Raw genomic sequence first — 16836 nt, 5'->3', positions numbered from 1 at the left:
ATGGGTGCGGGGCAAAGTCCGCATGGCGATTTCGTATTCTCCAGTCTTATGCCAAATCGAAAGATGTAAAGTCATGTTTTGGTAGTAGAACGATCAGCAATACGCACTTCTCGACAATTCTCTCGGCAGTCGGGAAAATGGAGATCGTGATGTCCGGATTTTATACTGCAGTGTTGTTTCTTGTCCGATCGCTCGCTTTTGCCGCCGTCGTCCTTTGGGGCGGTGCCGCGCTGGCGATGGATGGCGATGCGGTCGGATACGCGCTCGCCCCCGGCGACACGCTGCGCTTCGACATTCTGGACGACGAAAAGGATCCGGTGGACTTGCCGGTCGGGTCGGACGGGTCGATCCAGGCGCCCTATGTCGGCGCGGTGCCGGTCGCCGGCTTGACGGTCGTCGAGGCGTTCGAGGCGGTGAAGCAGCACTATTCCGAACGGCAGATCTTTCGCGTGCCCAAGCTGGCGCTGTCGGTCGCTGCGTACCGTCCGGTCTATGTGACCGGAGATGTCCGCCAGCCCGGCGCCTATGATTTCAAGCCCGCGCTCACCGTGGAAAAGGCGATGACGCTCGCCGGAGGCCAGATCACCGCCCAGGCCGCCGACGATCCGGTCCTGGCGCGCGCACGCATGCGCGGCGAGCTGGAATCGATCGAGACCAACATCATCGCCGCCGCCTTGTCCTTTGCCAGGCTGACGGCTCAGCTCGACGGGCGCGATACGATCGCCGACGACGACATCCCCGCCATCGCGCGGCCCTATGTCGGCGGGCCGATCGCAGATGCAGTGCGCGCTGTCGAATCGCGAATCCTTCAGGCCAACAATGAAAGCTTCGCCGCGCAGGAAGAGGTTCTGATGGCCAATCTGGAGGAGGCGAAAGATGAAGTCTCTCTCCTCGAGGAGCTTGCGCGCAAAGTGGAAAGGACGGTGGAGATCGCCCGCGAAGGCCTCGAACGGGCGCGCGAGCTCCAGAGTCGCGGCATCCAGACATTGACGGAGGTCTCCAATATCGAGCGCCAGGTGTCGATGGAAGAGGTGCGGCAGCTGCAGGTCCTGTCAGATCTTTCCGCGGCCCGGAGGAACATCGGCACGCTGAAGAGCAGCCTGGCGGAACTGACGCAGCAGCGCCGGGTGGGCGCACTTATCGAGTTGCAGACGCAGAACACCAATCTCGCCGCCGCAATCGCCGCGCGGCGTGCGGCAGAGGAGCAACTCGCGCTGCTTGCCAGCATGTCCGTCGAGGAACTGGCCAACAACAAGGAGATCGTGCTCGATTTCAAGATCCGCAGGCAGACCGAGGACGGGCTCACCGAATTGCCCGCCACCGCCGCCACGTCCGTGGCGCCCGGCGATGTCGTCATCGTGCGCATGATCGGGGGCAGCAGCACCCCGGCGCCGACCACGCCGCAGGGTGCCGCGTTTTCGAATCCCGCAAGGGCTGACATCTCCGTGCTGCGCTGAAGTGATCGAACTCCAGACGAGGAGCGAACCGTGACCGAGATTGCCAGGATCGACAAACAGACGGTCGCCGCGAAAGGGTGGTCGAGTCCCGGTGAATGGGGCAGGCGCGGGATGGCGCTCATGGCCCTGGGGGTCGCCGCGATACCCGCTGCACTGACGGCGCTTCTCGTCTGGGCCTCGCTCGGTCGCCCACTGCTGTTTCGCCAGCTTCGCACCGGGCTGGAGGGGCGCACCTTCACGGTGGTCAAGTTCCGCACCATGAAGGATCTGCGCGATAGCGAAGGCCAACTCCTGCCCGATCGCATGCGTGAGACGGCGATCACGCGTCTCGTCCGCCTCCTGCGCCTCGACGAGATCCCGCAGTTGCTTGCAATCCTCAACGGCCACATGAATTTCATCGGCCCGCGGCCCTTGCAACCCTGGACGGTGGCGCAGTTCGGCCCGCTGGGCGTGTTGCGCAACCAGGTGCGGCCGGGCCTGACCGGATGGGCACAGGTCAACGGCAACACCCGGCTTTCGGACACGGACAAGCTGGCACTCGACATCTGGTATATCGAAAACCGGTCGCGGTTGCTGGACGCCTGGATCCTGGTTCTCACGCTGGTGACGCTGCTGCGCGGCGAACGCGTCGGCGAGCGGCAACTGGCAATGGCGCGCGAGCGACTGGCCGCCCGGTCGATGTCCGCCAACCGCAGCGCCCGGACGGCAGGGGGAGGGGAAACGTGAGAACGGCATTCATCGGCGCCGTTGAAGGGTCCGCTGTGGCCTTGGAGGCGCTCGCCCGCGCCGGCATGGCACCCGGTCTCGTGGTTACCTTGCCGCCCGAGGCCGCGCACCGCCATTCCGACTATGTCGACCTTACGCCCCTGGCGAGGGATTGCGGCAGCGCGCTTCTTTTCACCACGGACGTGAACGCCCCACCCGTCATCGAGGCGCTGCGTGCCTTCGACACGGATCTGGCGCTGGTGATCGGCTGGTCGCAGATCTGCGGGCCGGCGTTCCGCGCCAGCGCCCGCATCGGCGCGGTCGGCTTCCATCCGGCCCCGCTGCCGCGCATGCGCGGGCGGGCGGTCATTCCCTGGACGATCCTTTTGGGCGAGACCACGACGGCGGCCTCGCTGTTCTGGCTCGATGAGGGCGTTGATTCCGGCCCGCTACTCCTCCAGGAATCCATCGACGTGGCCGAGAACGAAACCGCGCGCACGCTCTACATCAAGCAGACCGGCGCCCTTGCGCGCATGCTGCCCAAGGCGGTCGAACTCGTCCGCGCCGGAACGGCGCCGCGGATCGAGCAGGATCACGCCCGCGCCACCTATTGCGCCAAGCGGACATCCGAGGACGGGCGGATCGATTGGCGCCTTCCGGCATCCAGCGCGCTGCGCCTCATCCGCGCCGTCGGCGATCCCTATCCGGGTGCCTTCACAGCCTACAAGATGCGCAAACTCATCATCGATGCGGCCGAGCCGTTCGCCGATTCCCATCGCTTCATCGGGCTGCCCGGCCAGGTCGTCAGCGACACGCCGTGTGGCTTCGTCGTGCGCTGCGGCGACACCGGCTGCCTCCACGTCACCGCCTGGCGGCTGGACGGGGAGGCGCAACGGCCGCGCCTGCATGCCAAGCTGGGGATGGAAGCGTCATGACGGATCCGCTGGCCTTCGGGCGCACTCTGGTGGTTGCGCCGCATCCCGACGACGAAATCCTCGGCGCCGGCGGCACCATCGCCAGGCTTGCCCGTGCCGGGCAGGATGTGTTCGTGGCGGTCGTGACGGCGGGGCGTCCTCCGGCGTTTTCGCCCGTCCAGGCAGCGACGGTGCGCGCCGAGGCAGAGCAGGCACATGCGTTGCTCGGCGTGCGAAGGTCCTTCTGGCTCGACTTTCCGGCCGCCGCGCTTTCAGAGACCCCCCATTCGGAACTCAACACCGCGCTGCAGGCGCTCTTCGAGCAGGTGCGGCCGACGACGCTCCTCCTTCCGTTTTGCGGCGACATCCACCGCGATCACCAGTTGGCCTTCGCCTCCGCGCTCGTGGCGGCGCGACCGCATCAGCCGGAGTACCCGCGGATGATCCTCGCCTACGAGACGTTGTCGGAGACCAATTGGAATGCGCCCTATCTCACGCCGGGCTTCCATCCCAACGTGTTCATCGACGTCGGTGAAACGCTGTCACTGAAGCTTGAGGCCATGGGCCTGTTCGAGACTCAGTTGAAGGCATTCCCGCACGAGCGGTCGCGGGAAGCTCTTCGGGCCTTGGCGCTCTTGCGTGGCGCCACGGTGCACGTGGACGCGGCGGAGGCCTTCGTCCTCGTCCGTCAGGTCGTTCAATGCGCAAAATCCGAAACCGTTGCAGGGGTTTAACTGACATGGTTCGGGCTCCACGCGCCTTTGCAGTGTACGCACGTTACCACAGGATGGCGTGACACGGCCGTAGGCCGGCACGCGATCGGCTGTGCTCGCAAGGTGAGGGCGGCAAAAGGGCATTTTCAGCAGGGAGAGGCAGATGGTGGCACCCCACGAGAGGCACCTCGAAGAGAAGGTGGAGGGCCCGTCCAACCGTGGGTTCGGCTATACCGTAGGCGGTATACTTCTGGCGTTTGCGGCCGTCAGGCTCTGGTTCGTGGGCTATTTCACCGTCCTGACGACGAGCCTGACGCTCGTCGGTGCCATTCTGGTCTTTTTCGCTGCGGTGGCGCCGGCAGTCCTGGAACGCCCCAATCGGCTCTGGATGGCGCTCGGGCTGCTTTTGTTCAAGATCGTCAATCCCGTGATCATGCTGGCCATCTATATCACCACCTTTGTGCCGATCGGGCTGATCCAGCAATGGAGGGGGTATGACCCGCTTGCCTACAAGGCCGGCAGGGCACGCGACAGCTACTGGATCTCGCGCTCGCCTTCGCAAGTCGATGCCAAGACGATGCGCAATCAATTTTGAACGCGGCGGACAGAGCGTCCGTCGCCGGGCAATCGGTGAGGAAGGTTGGAAAATGGAACTGGTGCGTGAACTGTGGACCTATATGTCCGATCGCAAGAAATTCTGGTTGCTGCCCATCTTCGTCATGCTCGGCGTGTTCGGCGGGCTGATCGTGCTGACACAGGGCACGGCCGTTGCGCCCTTTATCTACACCTTGTTTTGACGGGGTGTGAGCCGTGCGCATTCTCGGAATTTCCGCATTCTACCACGACAGTGCCGCCGCGCTGATCCAGGACGGGCAGATCGTCGCGGCGGCGCAGGAGGAGCGCTTCACGCGCCGCAAGCACGACCCGGATTTTCCGGCGAATGCCGTGCGGTATTGCCTGGCCGAGGCCGGGTGCACGATGGATGATATCGACCACGTCGCCTTCTACGACAAGCCGTTTCTGAAATTCGAAAGGCTGCTCGAAACCTATCTGGCGACGGTGCCCGGCGGCTTTCGCTCTTTCCGCGCCGCCATTCCCGTCTGGGTGAAGGAGAAGCTGTTCCAGAAGTCGGGGCTGCGGCGCAGACTCGGCGAGATCGCCGGGAGAAAGCGATGGGACGGCTCGCTCCTGTTCAGCGAGCATCACGTGGCCCACGCTGCCAGCGCCTTCTTCGCCTCGCCGTACAAGAGCGCTGCCGTGCTCACCATGGACGGGGTGGGAGAATGGTGCACCACCTCGCTCGGCCACGGCCACGGGAAGCGCCTGGACCTTTTGAAGGAGATCCATTTCCCGCACTCGCTCGGGCTGCTCTATTCGGCCTTCACCTACTACACGGGATTCAAGGTCAATTCCGGCGAATATAAGATCATGGGCCTGGCGCCCTATGGCCGGCCGCGATACGCGCAGACGATCCTCGATCACCTCATCGATCTCAAGGAGGACGGATCCTTCTGGCTCGACCAGCGCTATTTCGACTACTGCACGGGCCTGACGATGACCTCGCCGGCCTTCAACGAGCTCTTCGGCGGTGAGCCGCGCAAGCCGGAATCGCCGATGACCCAGCGCGAGATGGACCTGGCCGCCTCCATCCAGGCGGTCACCGAGGAGGCCGTTCTGCGGCTGGCGCGCTTTGCACGGCGGGAAACGGCCGAGCGCCAGCTGTGCCTGGCCGGTGGCGTGGCGCTCAACTGCGTCGCCAACGGCAAGGTGCTGAAAGAAGGCGTTTTCGACGACGTCTGGATCCAGCCGGCCGCCGGCGATGCCGGCGGTGCGGTCGGTGCCGCCTTGGCCGTGTGGCATCAGTATCTCGACAGCGAGCGTACCCCCAATGGTGGCGACCTGATGGAAGGCGCCTATCTCGGACCGGCCTATTCGCAGGCCGAAATCGAGCAACGCCTCACTGCTGCCGGCGCCGTCTACGGAGTAATGCCCGATTCCGAGCTGATAGCGACGACGGTCGATGCACTCACGGAGGAAAAGGCCGTCGGCTGGATGCAGGGGCGGATGGAATTCGGCCCGCGTGCCCTCGGCAACCGCTCCATCCTGGGCGATCCGCGTTCGCCGAGGATGCAGAAGACGCTCAATCTGAAGGTCAAGTACCGGGAGAGCTTCCGCCCCTTCGCCCCGTCGGTCCGGCGTGAGGACGTCTCCGAATGGTTCGAGATGTCGGCCGACAGCCCCTATATGCTGCTGGTCGCCGATGTATGCGACGAAAAGCGCGTGCGGCCCAATCTGGATGAGGAGGAGTTGTTTGGCATCGAGCGCCTGAACGTGCCGCGCTCGGACATACCGGCAGTCACCCATGTGGATTATTCAGCCCGGGTCCAGACGGTGCACCGGGAAACGAACCAACGCTACTGGGACCTGTTGACGGCCTTCAAGGAGCGCACAGGCTGTCCGGTGCTGGTCAATACGAGTTTCAATGTCCGGGGCGAGCCGATCGTCTGTTCGCCGGAAGACGCTTACCGCTGCTTCATGGGGACCGACATCGAACGGCTGGTAATCGGCAACGCCATCCTGCGCAAGGAGGACCAGCCTGTGGCGCTCAGGAAGGACTACAAGGAAGAGTTCGAGCTGGATTGATACGGATCATGATCAGCGTGCAGCCGTCGGCGCGGGTAGGGATTGTCCGAACGACCGCTGCCGGTCGCGCTGGCCGGGTGGGAGGTGCGGGATGGGCAAAAGATGTGGAGGGGCAAACGGCGCGGTCCCCCGTTGGCGCAAGCGCCCGGAGGTGCCTTCCGCCGCTCTGAGTGGTGCGGGGGCTTCATCCGGCGATCTGCCGTTGGCGGAAGCTGATTCCGGAATGGAAAGCACCGGCCGTGCCAGCCGTGGAACGAGGATAAAGGGCGCCAAAATCGCCGGGACCCTTGGTCTTCTATCTCTTTCCGTCGCTGTCACTGTCGGGTTCTTCGAAGCCCTTCTTGCGGCCTTTCCCGGGCTTCAGGTCCAGGCCAATGAAGGCGAGTACATCTTCTGTTCGCCTTCCACCCGGCATGTGGAGCATCCGCGGTTCGGGCATACGGAAACGCCGGGCGCGAGCTATTTCGAGCGCAACAGCCCGCGCGATCCCTGGTATTACGTACACATCAACGAGGAAGGCTTTCGCGACAATCAAAGGCATTCGGGCGAGCGGGTGATCGTCCTGGGCGATTCCATGACTCGGGGAACGCTGGTCAACGAATATGAAAGCTACGGAAGCCTCATCAACCAGTGGCATCCCGATATGGGCTTCCACATCTACGGCGTCGGCGGCTATGGCCAGGCGAACACGCTGAGGATCTATCAGGACAAGGGTGCCGAAATACCCCATCGGCTGGTCATCCAGCAGATCACCCTTCCCAACGATCTGGACGACAATGTCGAACGCACCAGACGGGTCGGCGACGGCTTTGAGGTGGATTTCGCAAAGGTCACGGCCAAGACGACCGAGGGCACGCTGCTGCTTCTGAGGGTGCACCAGTTCCTCTGGCAGGCGAGCAGCCTCTATCGCATTGTCTACGATGCAACCTTTCGCGCCTCGGTCCAAAACTGGGATGCCCGCCGCGACATCGACAACGCCCTGGACCTGACACGGCGGCTTCTTGCGGGGCTGGCGGCGGAAGCTGCGGCCAACAAGGCCGATCTGCTGCTTTTGGTCATCCCCGGCTGGCCCGAAATCGTCGGCCGCGACGACGGCATGGCGCCAGAGCGCCAGCGCGAAATGCTGCGCGCCTTCGTCGAGGACGTACCGAACGCCCATCTTCTCGACGCCACGCCCGGTTTGGCGCGCGCCGATCCCGATCTCACTTTCGGCGTCATCGACAAACATTTGACCGCCTATGGCCACTTCCTCCTCGCCGAAGCGCTCGACCAATGGCTTTGGCAAGACTGGCAGGGAAAATCGAGCGACGTGAGGTCACGGCGGACCTTCGTCCAGCAGCCCGCCATCGTGCCGGACTGCGCTCTCACGGAAGACTATCTCGATTGGGTAAGACCTATCTGATCCCGAGCCGGTGTCTTCTCCTTCACCTGCCGGATTCCAGATGGCCGGCATGTGAGAAAATGCGCGCGGATGGCGTTTCGGCGGTGCAGCCCCTGGACTTGCGAAGGCTCTGCCCCGCCTCCAGCGATCGAGCAATGGTTTCGGCGGCGAGCATGGCACCCGCGCGGCTGAAGTGGGCATCCGGAGCATACATCTGCGCCGGCGTCGGGTGGTTGCGGAGAACCGGACTGAGATCGATGACATCGATCCCCTCCAGAGCGGCCGCATCGAGGACCTTTGCACGCAGGTCGTCGAAAGCCGCGTCCGACGGGAAGAGGCCGACATACCGGTCGATGCGCGGTATGTACATGAGGGAAAAGCAGCCGCCCCAGCTCTCGGCGATCTCTCTGGCGCGCCGCAGCGTTTGCCGAAACTCGGGGATATCGCCCGAGATCTTCGGATAGAGAAGCCCCAGCGATGTCCCGGTCATCTGCAGAGCGGCGAAATTGCGCAGGAACGACTTCTGCGCGACCAGGTCCGCCATCGTGACCTCGTCCTCATCGATCCGTTCGAGGATGGCGCGGGCCTTGTCGACGGTCTCGGTCGCGCCTGACGGCGCGCCGAAACGGGCGTTCGGCCGGAGCGCGGCCCTGAGCCAGGGTTGCATCAGCGAGTATTCGAGGTTTTCCCAGTCGTTGCCCTCGAAAAACGCCATCACGACATTCCTCGGTCGCAGCAGCGGACCGTAGCGGCCGAGCGTGGCAAGCTCGATCAAGGGGCCGTTGCCGCGTATTCCCATGCTCACGGTATTCGGACCGCGCCGGCGCAGTTGCGAAGCCAGGTCATCGCCCGGTTTGAGACAGAAGCCCTCCACGAAGGAATCGCCGAGAAGCAACACGTCGATCGGGGCATCATAGACCGTATTCGGATTGTTGAAGCCGTAGCGGTCGGCCTTGTAGGTGATGACCTGCCCGGGTGGGGTGCACAGAAGCGTCGTCGAACCGGGGAAGCCGGCCAGCATCGTTTCCGGCAGGCTGTCCACGCCGGCAAGAATGTTGAGCCGCCGCAGGGTGAAGCCACGGATGAAATCGTCCTCGTGCGACAACATCGCACGCTGGTCCTCGTCGAGGCGGCCGAGCATCGTGAAGTGCACCGACAGCTGACGCGCCGTCAGGAACCCCTCGAAGAGAAACAGCCCGGCAAGCAGGCTCACGCTGTAAATGCCGACCGGCCTTGTCCATCGCGGTCTTGCAAACAGGGCGATCGCCAGAATGCCCATCCCCAGAAGCCCGGGTACGAGAACATAGCGCAAAAACTGCGGGGTGGCCGAGGCATAGTGGTCGAAATGCAGCAGCGCATATAACGTGCTTCCCAGCAGGTAGAATGCGACGAGCATGCAGGCCGCAAAGGAAAGTCGGCTCTTTCCCTGGTGATCTTCGGTTTCTGGCATTCTTCCCTCGCTGCGCCTGGGCCGGTCGACGGGTCCGCAACTTTGCGGTTCGCCGCCCGGAAACAGGAGAACTACCGTTCTGCCTTCGGCAGCGGCAAAAGCTTGGTGCGATCCGGAATGGTGCGGCCTGCCGCGTGCGCGACGAAACCGGCGAGCCGTTCCAGATGTTCGATGAAAACGGCGGAACTGATCTTCCCATCCTCGACCCAGCGCCCCTCCCGGTCGATCGTGGCGAGGATTTGTTCGATCTCCGCCTCCATCGGGACGTCGCGAGGCTTTTCGTCCTTGCCTGCTGCGTCCAGGCGCGCAAGCACGGGGGCGATGTCGAACCCGGCCTTGAAGCTGTAGTGATCGGGAGCATCATCCGCCGCGTAGGTGAGCCTGTAGTCGGTATCGAGATAGAGCGGCCTGTCGGTCCCGAGCTCGTAGAACCGTGCCCAGTCGCCGTCGGGAAGGCGGACGGCGCGCAGCCATGCGGCGGCTTTCCGCGCGCCCGCGAGATAGCGGCGCTCGCCGGTTACTCTATGAAGATCGATGAGTGCATCGACCGCGCCTGCCGTCTCGTTGGAGGCGATCGCCGGCGGCTCGAACCGGCGCCCCCAGATCGGCTCCAGATCGGCATTGTAGGTCTGCGCCCATCCGGGCTGCGGATCGGGCAGTTGTGCGCGCAGCAGAAACTCGCCGCCGCGCCGCGCCGCGGCAAGGTACTCCGGCTCCCCATAGAGACGATGGGCGAGCACGAACATGCGGATGACGTCGCGCTGGAGGTGGTCGTTGAGGATATAGACCTCTCCCTCCGGTTCGACATATTCCCGCGGCCAGCTCTCCGGCATGCGTGCCTGCCACGCCGACACCGTCAGCTCATCCGCCACCCGCCGGTCGGAGCGGACCGGCCAGGCACCGTTGGGATGCTGCATGGCGATGAAAGCGCCGAGGCCGTAGACCACGGCCTCATGGACACGCTCGTGGCCACCTTCCAGCGTCTCGTCGACCAGCATCAGGAAGGCAAGCGCACTCTGGGACATGTTGTCGTCAAGGATCGTGGCGTCGCGTTCCTTGTTGCCGTCGATTGCCGTGCAGGGCGGGCGTTGGGCGCGATTGGCGCGATAGCACCAGGATTGCCGCGCGGCAGGATCGAATTCGAGCAGCGCCCACCAGCCACCGGATTCGAGCTGCGTCTCCACGAGCGCCTCGGCCGTCTCGATTGCCGCATCGAGATAGGGCCGCTCGCCCGTCGCATGGAACGCGGCGAGATAGGCCCGGCCCACCGCCGGCGTGCCCGGCGGCTGAAGCCAGCCCTGCGTCTCGGTGGTGACCCCTTCACCCGACCGCCAGGAAAGGTCCGTCGAGACCTCCCAGACGTAGCTGCCGTGGCGCGCGACCCGGTCACGGAAGAAGGTTGCCGCCCTCAGCATGTGTTCCTGCGCGCGCGCGGCAAGATCGTCCGTGGTTGGCTGGGACCAGCAAGGCTGCGTCAAACCGGCCAGAACGATTGGAACCAGGAGCCATCGCATGAAAAACCGCCGCTGAGGTTGCTCGCCGCTGATCGGTGATGGTGACCTCGCGCATCCCCGAGGGCCGAAGTCGCCCAAAGTCGTCTTGGTCGAGTCTAGTGAAACCCATGCATGCTGCCCTTGCAAAAAGGAAAAACCTGACGCCAGGCGCGGCTGATCCTAGTCGTTCGTGCACCCGTCTTTTCCGTAGCATCGTGAAACGCTCGGTTCGGCCTGCGCCCCATCGGCGGCATCGCCTAGGTGGCGGTCGGATGCAGTGTTACCCGGTCAGAGGCGACCATGCAGACTTGCGACGTCGTGGAAATCAGCAGAAGAAACGGCCACATACCCTCCGGGCTGATCGAGGCCTGTTATAGGGCCAGTCAGAGCGGCCTCGTCGTGCTCGCCCTTGACGGCATCTCGCCGCAGGCCGTCAACCGCATCCTGGATCCGGTGGTTCCGACACTTCCCCTCGACATACCCGGCGTCCTCTATATCGACGCCGCCGATGCGGCGCGCGTGCAAGAGGCCGTTTTCGCCGCGGAGAGGATCTTCGTGGCGACGATCGCCTTCCGCGGCATGGTCCGTGCTCTGGGAGTCGCACCGCGGCTGATCGCTCCGGTCGACCTGGCGGGAAGCCGCCTGCTCGGCCTCGGCATGGGGCAGCGCACCGGCCATGCAACCGAGCCCCCGGGGGAACGGAACGGCGCCCACGATCCCGTGCCGGCACGCGTCCCTGCGCAGTCGCAACCGGCGCCTCTCTATCTCGGGCGGTATTACGCGCTTTAGGTCTTGTGGACATTATGGTTGTGGCGGCGGCGCAGCCTGCAAGGCCGATGGCGAAGCGCCAAAAGTCGCCGTAGTGCCAGCCGCTTCAGGATATTGTTCAACGGCCTCCATCAACCTTGCGTGCCGAGAGAGGCAAGCGAGCGAAGACACTCTCGGCAAAACCGAAATGCCGGCGGGGTTTTACTGACACGGCTTGGGTTTCGCGCTCCTTTGCAAGTCCAGGCCGTTCTCACAGGATGATGCAAGCTGAAACACACCCGGGACGGGCACGCATACGACATGCCGGCCCGGGAGGCGCGTGTGAAGGCACAGCACCGAATCTTTCCGCTGTTCGACAGAGGAGCCGGTCATGATGGACAACAATCTGGCTGCCAAGGATGCACGGGCGCACCCTTATGGTGCCGGCGCGCAGCAGCCGGTGCGCGACATGACGACCGCAACACGCTGGCCGCATTACGACGAGGAGCAGATTGGGGACGTGATCGCGGTCCTGCGCTCGGGGAAGGTCAATGCCTGGACGGGCGGCCGGGTGACCGAGTTCGAAGCCGCCTACGCGGCACTGCTCGGCCGCCGTCACGCGATCGCGCTCGCCAATGGAACGGTCGCCCTCGACGTCGCGCTGCACGCGATCGGCCTACAGCCGGGTGACGAGGTGGTGGTCACGCCGCGCAGTTTCGTCGCCTCGGCGGCTTGCGTGCCGATGGCCGGCGCCACGCCGGTCTTTGCCGATGTCGACCCGGAGAGCCAGGCCATCACGGCGGACACGATCGCTGCAGTCCTGACGCCGCGCACCCGTGCCGTGATCGTTGTTCACCTGGCCGGATGGCCGGCGGACATGCCGGCGATCATGCGCCTTGCCCGCCAGCATGGCATTGTGGTGATCGAGGACTGCGCTCAAGCGCACGGCGCGTCAATCGCCGGCCATCCGGTCGGCAGCTTTGGCGATATCTCCGCTTTCTCCTTCTGCCAGGACAAGATTCTCAGCACTGGAGGCGAGGGTGGCCTGCTTGCCATGGACGATGAGGCGATCTGGTCCAGGGCATGGAGCCGCAAGGATCATGGCAAAGCCTATGATGTGGTGCACGAGAAGGGGCATGCGCCCGGCTTTCGTTGGCTTCATGAAAGCTTTGGCTCGAATTACCGCATGACCGAAATTCAGGCTGCAATCGGCCTCCGGCAGCTCGACCGCCTTCCGGAATGGCAGGCGCAACGGGCGGCCAACGCGGCGATCCTGATTGATGCCGTGCGCGATCTGCCCGGCCTGAGGACACCCCTGCCGCCGCCGCATATGCGCCATGCATGGTATCGTTTCTACACCTTCGTGCGTCCCGAAAGGCTGAAGGCCGGCTGGAGCCGCGACCGGATCCTTTCGGCGCTCAACGTCCTCGGCGTTTCCTGCTTCACGGGCAGTTGTCCGGAGATCTACCTGGAAAAGGCGTTCCGGGAATCCGGCATGGCGCCCCGAAGGCGGCTCCCGGTTGCCGCCACGCTCGGTGAAACGAGCCTGGCCTTCCTGGTGGACCCGTGCCAGAGCCTGGCCGCCATGCGCAAGACGGCCGTGACCCTGCGCGGGATCATGGAAGAGGCCACGGCCGAGGTGGCGCCGGGCATTGCCAGGAGGCGTGCGGCTCTCGCTTCGTGAGGACCGCGGAGACGGGGGTGAGGCGAAACGGATGCGCATGACTCTTCTGGTTTCGTCGGCCGGGCGACGCGTCGGACTCGTCGAGTGTTTTCGTTCATCGGCGGCGGCGATCGGCATCGAACTTAAGGTGCTCGCCTGCGATCGCGACCCGCAGTTCAGTGCCGCCTGTCAGGTGGCCGACCGGGCCTTTGCCGTTCCGAGATGCGACGATCCCGAATTCGTGGAAACGATGCTGGAGATCGTGCGTGAAAACGGCGTCAACCTCGTCGTGCCGACGATCGATCCGGAGCTGGCACCGCTTGCGGCCGCGGCGCATCGCTTCAGAGCGAGCGGCGCCCACGTTCATGTCAGCCCGCCCGGCGTCATCGAAGTGGTCCGCGACAAGCTGAGGACGGCCCAGGTGATGGAAGCGGCCGGCGTGCCGGTGCCATGGACAGTGCCGCTCGAAGCGGCGCATGCCTCCGCCTATCCGATCGTTTGGCCGATGTTCCTCAAGCCTTCGGGCGGCAGCGCCAGCCGCAACATCAAGGTGGCAACCAGTTCCGCGGATCTGCCCGAAGCGCCGGAGGAGCCGATGGTCCTGCAGCAACTCCTTATCGGCCCGGAATACACGGTCAACATGTATATCGACCGCGAAGGCGATCTGCGCAATGCGGTGGCGCACCGGCGCCTGCGCGTGCGCGCCGGCGAGGTGGAGAAGGGGCGGACCGAGCGTGACCCGGTGCTGCGCCGTCTGGCCGAAGGAGTGGCACGAGCGCTGCCGCTGGCACGCGGCGTACTGTGTTTTCAGGTCATTGCGGACGAGCGAACCGGGCCATGCGTCTTCGACATCAACGCGCGTTTCGGCGGTGGCTATCCGCTGGTTCACTACGCGGGAGGGGAATATACACGCTGGCTTCTGGAAGAGGTGGCCGGCTTGCCCTCTACCGCCCACGACAATTGGCGCGCAGGCGCATTGATGCTGCGCTACGACGCGGCCGTCTTCCAGGGGTGAGGAGGCATGGTCGCGCCGATCCTGGTCGTCTTCGATCTCGACGATACCCTTTATCTGGAGCGCGATTTCGCGTTGAGCGGCTTCGCCGCGGCCGACGCATGGCTGTGCCGGGCGCGCAGCGTGAAAGGGCTGGCACCGGTCTGCCGCGCTCTCTTTTTCGCCGGGGAGCGCTTGCGCGTCTTCGACCGGGCGCTGGAGATGCTCGGCTTGCGAGCGGACCCGGCCCTCGTCGCCAGCCTCGTCTCCGTCTACCGCTCGCATGCGCCGGATATTCGCCTGGCCGACGATGCGGCCCGCTATCTTGCATCGCGCTCCCCTGCGTTTCCCTCCGCCATGATCACCGACGGGCCGACCGCCATGCAGCGGGCGAAGGTGCATGCACTGGGACTCGGCGAGGCTCTCGAGTGCATCGTCTGCACCGGCGCGCTGGGTAAGGGTTTCGGAAAGCCGCATCCGCGTGCCTTTGCCATGGTCGAGCGCTGGGCAGCGCCGACGCGGCTCCCGCTCGTCTATGTGGCCGACAATCCGGTGAAGGATTTCGTGACGCCGCGCGTCCGCGGCTGGTGGACCGTACAGATCGCGCGTCGCGAGCGGGTCCATCGCCTGCCGGCGCCGGGTGCCGCTTACGAAGCGCATGCGCGCGTCACGACCCTCGACGCCCTCGACGATTGTCTTATCCGGTTGCAACGGGGGGCCGAGGATGCCCGGCCGGCGGCCTCCGTGGACCCGTAGGGTTTTTCCCGACGGCGGGAAGGTGCCGGCTGGTTTCCGTTGCGGTGCAGTCGGCCATTTGCCTGCTACAGTATCTTGCGGGGCAGGGCTCGCCGCCGTGCCCTGTAAGGGGCGGCGCAGCCCGGCCGGACGCGGGCAGGACGCATTGTGGGGGAGTAAAAGGTGTCTTCCTTGACTGGCTCCATGCAGACCATCGGCCGGCGTGCCCGCAGGTTCTGGCGCGACGAGGAGTCCTTGCGCGCGCGGCTCGCCAACATCGGCCATCTGGTGACCGGAAACATGATGGGCTCCGCGATGGGCCTGCTCGCCTTCATCGTGACGGCGCGTGCGCTCGGTCCGAACGATTTCGGCATCCTCGCCCTCACGCTCAGCTACGCCCGCTCCATCCAGCTCCTGATCGCGTTCCAGACATGGCAGCCGCTCATCAAGTACGGCGCGGAGGAGTGGGGAAATCAGGATAAGGGCGCCTATCGGGCCCTGATGAAGTTCGGCTTGCTCATCGACGTCTCGGCGGCCTTAACGGCCTATGCGCTCGCCGTCGGTTTCGCCCTGCTTTTCGGGCCGCTTGTGGGCATCGGCGAAAGCAACCTGCAGCAGGTGCTCATCTACGCCACCGTACTTCTGTTTCAGATCGAAGGGTTTCCGACGGCCGTTCTGCGCCTGGCCGGCCGGTTCAGACTGGTTGCCTACAGCGCGTTGGTGGCAACCGTGCTGCGCCTTCTCCTTTGTACGATCGGACTCCTGATGGGAGCCGGCCTGTTCTATTTCGTGGTCGCCTGGGCGGTAAGCCAGATTGCCGGCTCGCTCCTCTTCCTCACTCTGGCGCTGATCGAACTGCGCCGCCAGGGAGTCCGAGGGCTTTTGACGGCGCCGCTGGCGGGCATTACCAAACGCTTCAAAGGCCTGTGGACCTTTACCCTCGGCAGCAAGATCGAGCTGACGGTCCGCTCGAGCACGATGGAATTCGATACCCTCCTTGTCGGTGCGCTCGCCGGCGCGCCCGCAGCCGGCCTCTACCATGTCGCCAAGCGGCTGGGCCGACTCGTCCTGCAGATCGGCGTTCAGGTGCAGGCGGTGGTCTATCCCGACATCGCCAGGCTGTGGGCGCAACAGGCCATGACGGAATTCCGCCGCACGATCATCCAGACGGAGCTGTTGCTTCTGACCTTCGGCGTGGCGGTTTTCGCCGCGACCGCTCTGTGGATCGGGCCGGTGCTCCACTGGACCGCCGGTCCCGCATTCGAGGCGGCGGGGCCGCTGGCAACCGTGCAGATGATCGCCGTGGCAATGCTGTTGAGCGGCAGCGCGGTGCGCTCGGCCCTGCTGGCGATGGGGCGCCAGCCCGTCGTTCTGAAGATCGTCGTCTTCTCGGCCGTGGCTTTCCATCTGACGGCCCTTGCGGCCATCCCGCTCCTGGGTGCCATGGGTGCCAACATCGCCCATGGCGTGATGGCGGGCCTCTGGCTCGCCGGCCTCATGACCGCCTTTCACGCCGAGCTCAGGTCCCACGCCACCCCGCAGGCGGCTCCGCGACCGGGTGAGGGAAGGTAAAGGCGGCTTCGCGAATTTCCGGCCACAAGCTGCTGATTTTCCTGACGGAGGGGCGGTTCCTGGTAAGGAGCATTCCACGTATCGTGCGGCACGATGACCGGCGTGGTCTTGCGCCGGCTTATTCATGGACGCACCGCTGCCGCGAGGAATTCCATGCCCGATCGGCCCATCTCCGTCTGTTTCCCGTTCATCGGCGACGAGATCGGGGGCAGCCATGTTTCGGCGATCAAGCTGATCCGGGCGCTCGATCGCCGGTCCGTGCAGCCGCTCGTGGCCCTGCACGTGATCAACGGCCCTCTCGCAGACTATCTGCGCGACTGCGGCGTGCCGTTCGTCGAGGCGCCGGCCGGAGCGCCGCCGGGGCGCGCGGGG

15 protein-coding genes and 1 pseudogene are annotated in these 16836 nt (G+C 64.9%); 14 read left to right on the top strand and 2 right to left on the bottom strand.

All coding sequences use genetic code 11. The annotated features are described in order from the left end of the window. Nucleotides 1–149 precede the first annotated feature (149 nt). The 8 genes from ACFP9U_RS06515 to ACFP9U_RS06480 all read left to right on the top strand — a co-directional run bounded on the left by ACFP9U_RS06515 (nt 150) and on the right by ACFP9U_RS06480 (nt 7834). Nucleotides 150–1457 (top strand): polysaccharide biosynthesis/export family protein, encoded by a 1308-nt coding sequence (locus ACFP9U_RS06515; RefSeq protein WP_378619921.1) that lies wholly within the window; start codon nt 150–152, stop codon nt 1455–1457. A gap of 30 nt (nt 1458–1487) precedes the next feature. Further along, nucleotides 1488–2183 carry a sugar transferase gene (locus ACFP9U_RS06510; RefSeq protein ID WP_378619920.1) on the top strand — a complete coding sequence of 232 codons (696 nt, stop codon included), beginning with the start codon at nt 1488–1490 and terminating at the stop codon, nt 2181–2183. After that, nucleotides 2180–3097 (top strand): methionyl-tRNA formyltransferase, encoded by a 918-nt coding sequence (locus tag ACFP9U_RS06505; protein ID WP_378619918.1) that lies wholly within the window; start codon nt 2180–2182, stop codon nt 3095–3097. The genes ACFP9U_RS06510 and ACFP9U_RS06505 overlap by 4 nt, the downstream gene beginning before the upstream one ends. Beyond that, a complete protein-coding gene (locus ACFP9U_RS06500) occupies nt 3094–3810 on the top strand; it encodes a PIG-L deacetylase family protein (RefSeq protein WP_378619917.1) in 717 nt (238 codons plus the stop codon). The genes ACFP9U_RS06505 and ACFP9U_RS06500 overlap by 4 nt, the downstream gene beginning before the upstream one ends. 142 nt (nt 3811–3952) lie before the next feature. Continuing rightward, nucleotides 3953–4384 (top strand): SxtJ family membrane protein, encoded by a 432-nt coding sequence (locus ACFP9U_RS06495; protein ID WP_378619915.1) that lies wholly within the window; start codon nt 3953–3955, stop codon nt 4382–4384. A 52-nt stretch (nt 4385–4436) separates the two neighbouring features. Then, a complete protein-coding gene (locus ACFP9U_RS06490; protein WP_322450326.1) occupies nt 4437–4586 on the top strand; it encodes a DUF5989 family protein in 150 nt (49 codons plus the stop codon). Nucleotides 4587–4599: 13 nt separating this feature from the next. Then, on the top strand, nt 4600–6432 hold the full coding sequence (locus ACFP9U_RS06485) for a carbamoyltransferase (RefSeq protein ID WP_378619913.1): 1833 nt from the start codon (nt 4600–4602) through the stop codon (nt 6430–6432). 223 nt (nt 6433–6655) lie between these two features. Further along, nucleotides 6656–7834: a hypothetical protein gene (locus ACFP9U_RS06480; RefSeq protein ID WP_378619912.1), complete on the top strand. Its 1179-nt coding sequence runs from the start codon at nt 6656–6658 to the stop codon at nt 7832–7834. A gap of 22 nt (nt 7835–7856) precedes the next feature. Here ACFP9U_RS06480 and ACFP9U_RS06475 read toward each other — a convergent pair whose 3' ends face one another. Together ACFP9U_RS06475 and ACFP9U_RS06470 are read right to left on the bottom strand one after the other, a co-directional pair. Beyond that, on the bottom strand, nt 7857–9263 hold the full coding sequence (locus ACFP9U_RS06475; protein WP_378619911.1) for a GDSL-type esterase/lipase family protein: 1407 nt from the start codon (nt 9261–9263) through the stop codon (nt 7857–7859). Between the two features lie 71 nt (nt 9264–9334). Beyond that, entirely contained in the window at nt 9335–10678 is a 1344-nt protein-coding gene (locus ACFP9U_RS06470; RefSeq protein WP_378619910.1) for a hypothetical protein, read from the bottom strand. Between the two features lie 378 nt (nt 10679–11056). On the opposite strand from ACFP9U_RS06470, the gene ACFP9U_RS06465 reads away from it, so the two are divergent. From ACFP9U_RS06465 to ACFP9U_RS06440, 6 genes and pseudogenes are all read left to right on the top strand, one after another. Continuing rightward, nucleotides 11057–11545: a hypothetical protein gene (locus ACFP9U_RS06465; RefSeq protein ID WP_378619909.1), complete on the top strand. Its 489-nt coding sequence runs from the start codon at nt 11057–11059 to the stop codon at nt 11543–11545. A 427-nt stretch (nt 11546–11972) separates the two neighbouring features. Then, entirely contained in the window at nt 11973–13187 is a 1215-nt protein-coding gene (locus ACFP9U_RS06460; protein ID WP_378619973.1) for a DegT/DnrJ/EryC1/StrS family aminotransferase, read from the top strand. A 31-nt stretch (nt 13188–13218) separates the two neighbouring features. Continuing rightward, complete coding sequence (locus ACFP9U_RS06455; protein WP_378619908.1) at nt 13219–14181, top strand: ATP-grasp domain-containing protein; 963 nt, start codon at nt 13219–13221, stop codon at nt 14179–14181. Between the two features lie 6 nt (nt 14182–14187). Then, nucleotides 14188–14913 carry an HAD family hydrolase gene (locus tag ACFP9U_RS06450; RefSeq protein ID WP_378619907.1) on the top strand — a complete coding sequence of 242 codons (726 nt, stop codon included), beginning with the start codon at nt 14188–14190 and terminating at the stop codon, nt 14911–14913. 183 nt (nt 14914–15096) lie between these two features. Then, nucleotides 15097–16464: a lipopolysaccharide biosynthesis protein gene (locus tag ACFP9U_RS06445; protein ID WP_378619972.1), complete on the top strand. Its 1368-nt coding sequence runs from the start codon at nt 15097–15099 to the stop codon at nt 16462–16464. A 93-nt stretch (nt 16465–16557) separates the two neighbouring features. Further along, a pseudogene (locus ACFP9U_RS06440) lies at nt 16558–16836 on the top strand (hypothetical protein); the annotation flags it as partial.

It is taken from the genome of Nitratireductor sp. GCM10026969, assembly GCF_042660605.1.
In the GTDB taxonomy this organism is placed as follows: Bacteria; Pseudomonadota; Alphaproteobacteria; order Rhizobiales; family Rhizobiaceae; genus Chelativorans.
Note: the sequence above shows the minus strand (reverse complement) of the source record. Positions and strands in the feature narration are given on the sequence as shown.

Bases quoted from the DNA above. Each gene is read 5' to 3' on its own strand.
- ACFP9U_RS06515 (WP_378619921.1), top strand. From the start codon at position 150: ATGTCCGGATTTTATACTGCAGTGTTGTTTCTTGTCCGATCGCTCGCT.
- ACFP9U_RS06500 (WP_378619917.1), top strand. From the start codon at position 3,094: ATGACGGATCCGCTGGCCTTCGGGCGCACTCTGGTGGTTGCGCCGCAT.
- ACFP9U_RS06495 (WP_378619915.1), top strand. From the start codon at position 3,953: ATGGTGGCACCCCACGAGAGGCACCTCGAAGAGAAGGTGGAGGGCCCG.
- ACFP9U_RS06490 (WP_322450326.1), top strand. From the start codon at position 4,437: ATGGAACTGGTGCGTGAACTGTGGACCTATATGTCCGATCGCAAGAAA.
- ACFP9U_RS06480 (WP_378619912.1), top strand. From the start codon at position 6,656: ATGGAAAGCACCGGCCGTGCCAGCCGTGGAACGAGGATAAAGGGCGCC.
- ACFP9U_RS06475 (WP_378619911.1), bottom strand. From the start codon at position 9,263: ATGCCAGAAACCGAAGATCACCAGGGAAAGAGCCGACTTTCCTTTGCG.
- ACFP9U_RS06470 (WP_378619910.1), bottom strand. From the start codon at position 10,678: ATGCTGAGGGCGGCAACCTTCTTCCGTGACCGGGTCGCGCGCCACGGC.
- ACFP9U_RS06465 (WP_378619909.1), top strand. From the start codon at position 11,057: ATGCAGACTTGCGACGTCGTGGAAATCAGCAGAAGAAACGGCCACATA.
- ACFP9U_RS06460 (WP_378619973.1), top strand. From the start codon at position 11,973: ATGACGACCGCAACACGCTGGCCGCATTACGACGAGGAGCAGATTGGG.
- ACFP9U_RS06455 (WP_378619908.1), top strand. From the start codon at position 13,219: ATGCGCATGACTCTTCTGGTTTCGTCGGCCGGGCGACGCGTCGGACTC.
- ACFP9U_RS06450 (WP_378619907.1), top strand. From the start codon at position 14,188: ATGGTCGCGCCGATCCTGGTCGTCTTCGATCTCGACGATACCCTTTAT.
- ACFP9U_RS06445 (WP_378619972.1), top strand. From the start codon at position 15,097: ATGCAGACCATCGGCCGGCGTGCCCGCAGGTTCTGGCGCGACGAGGAG.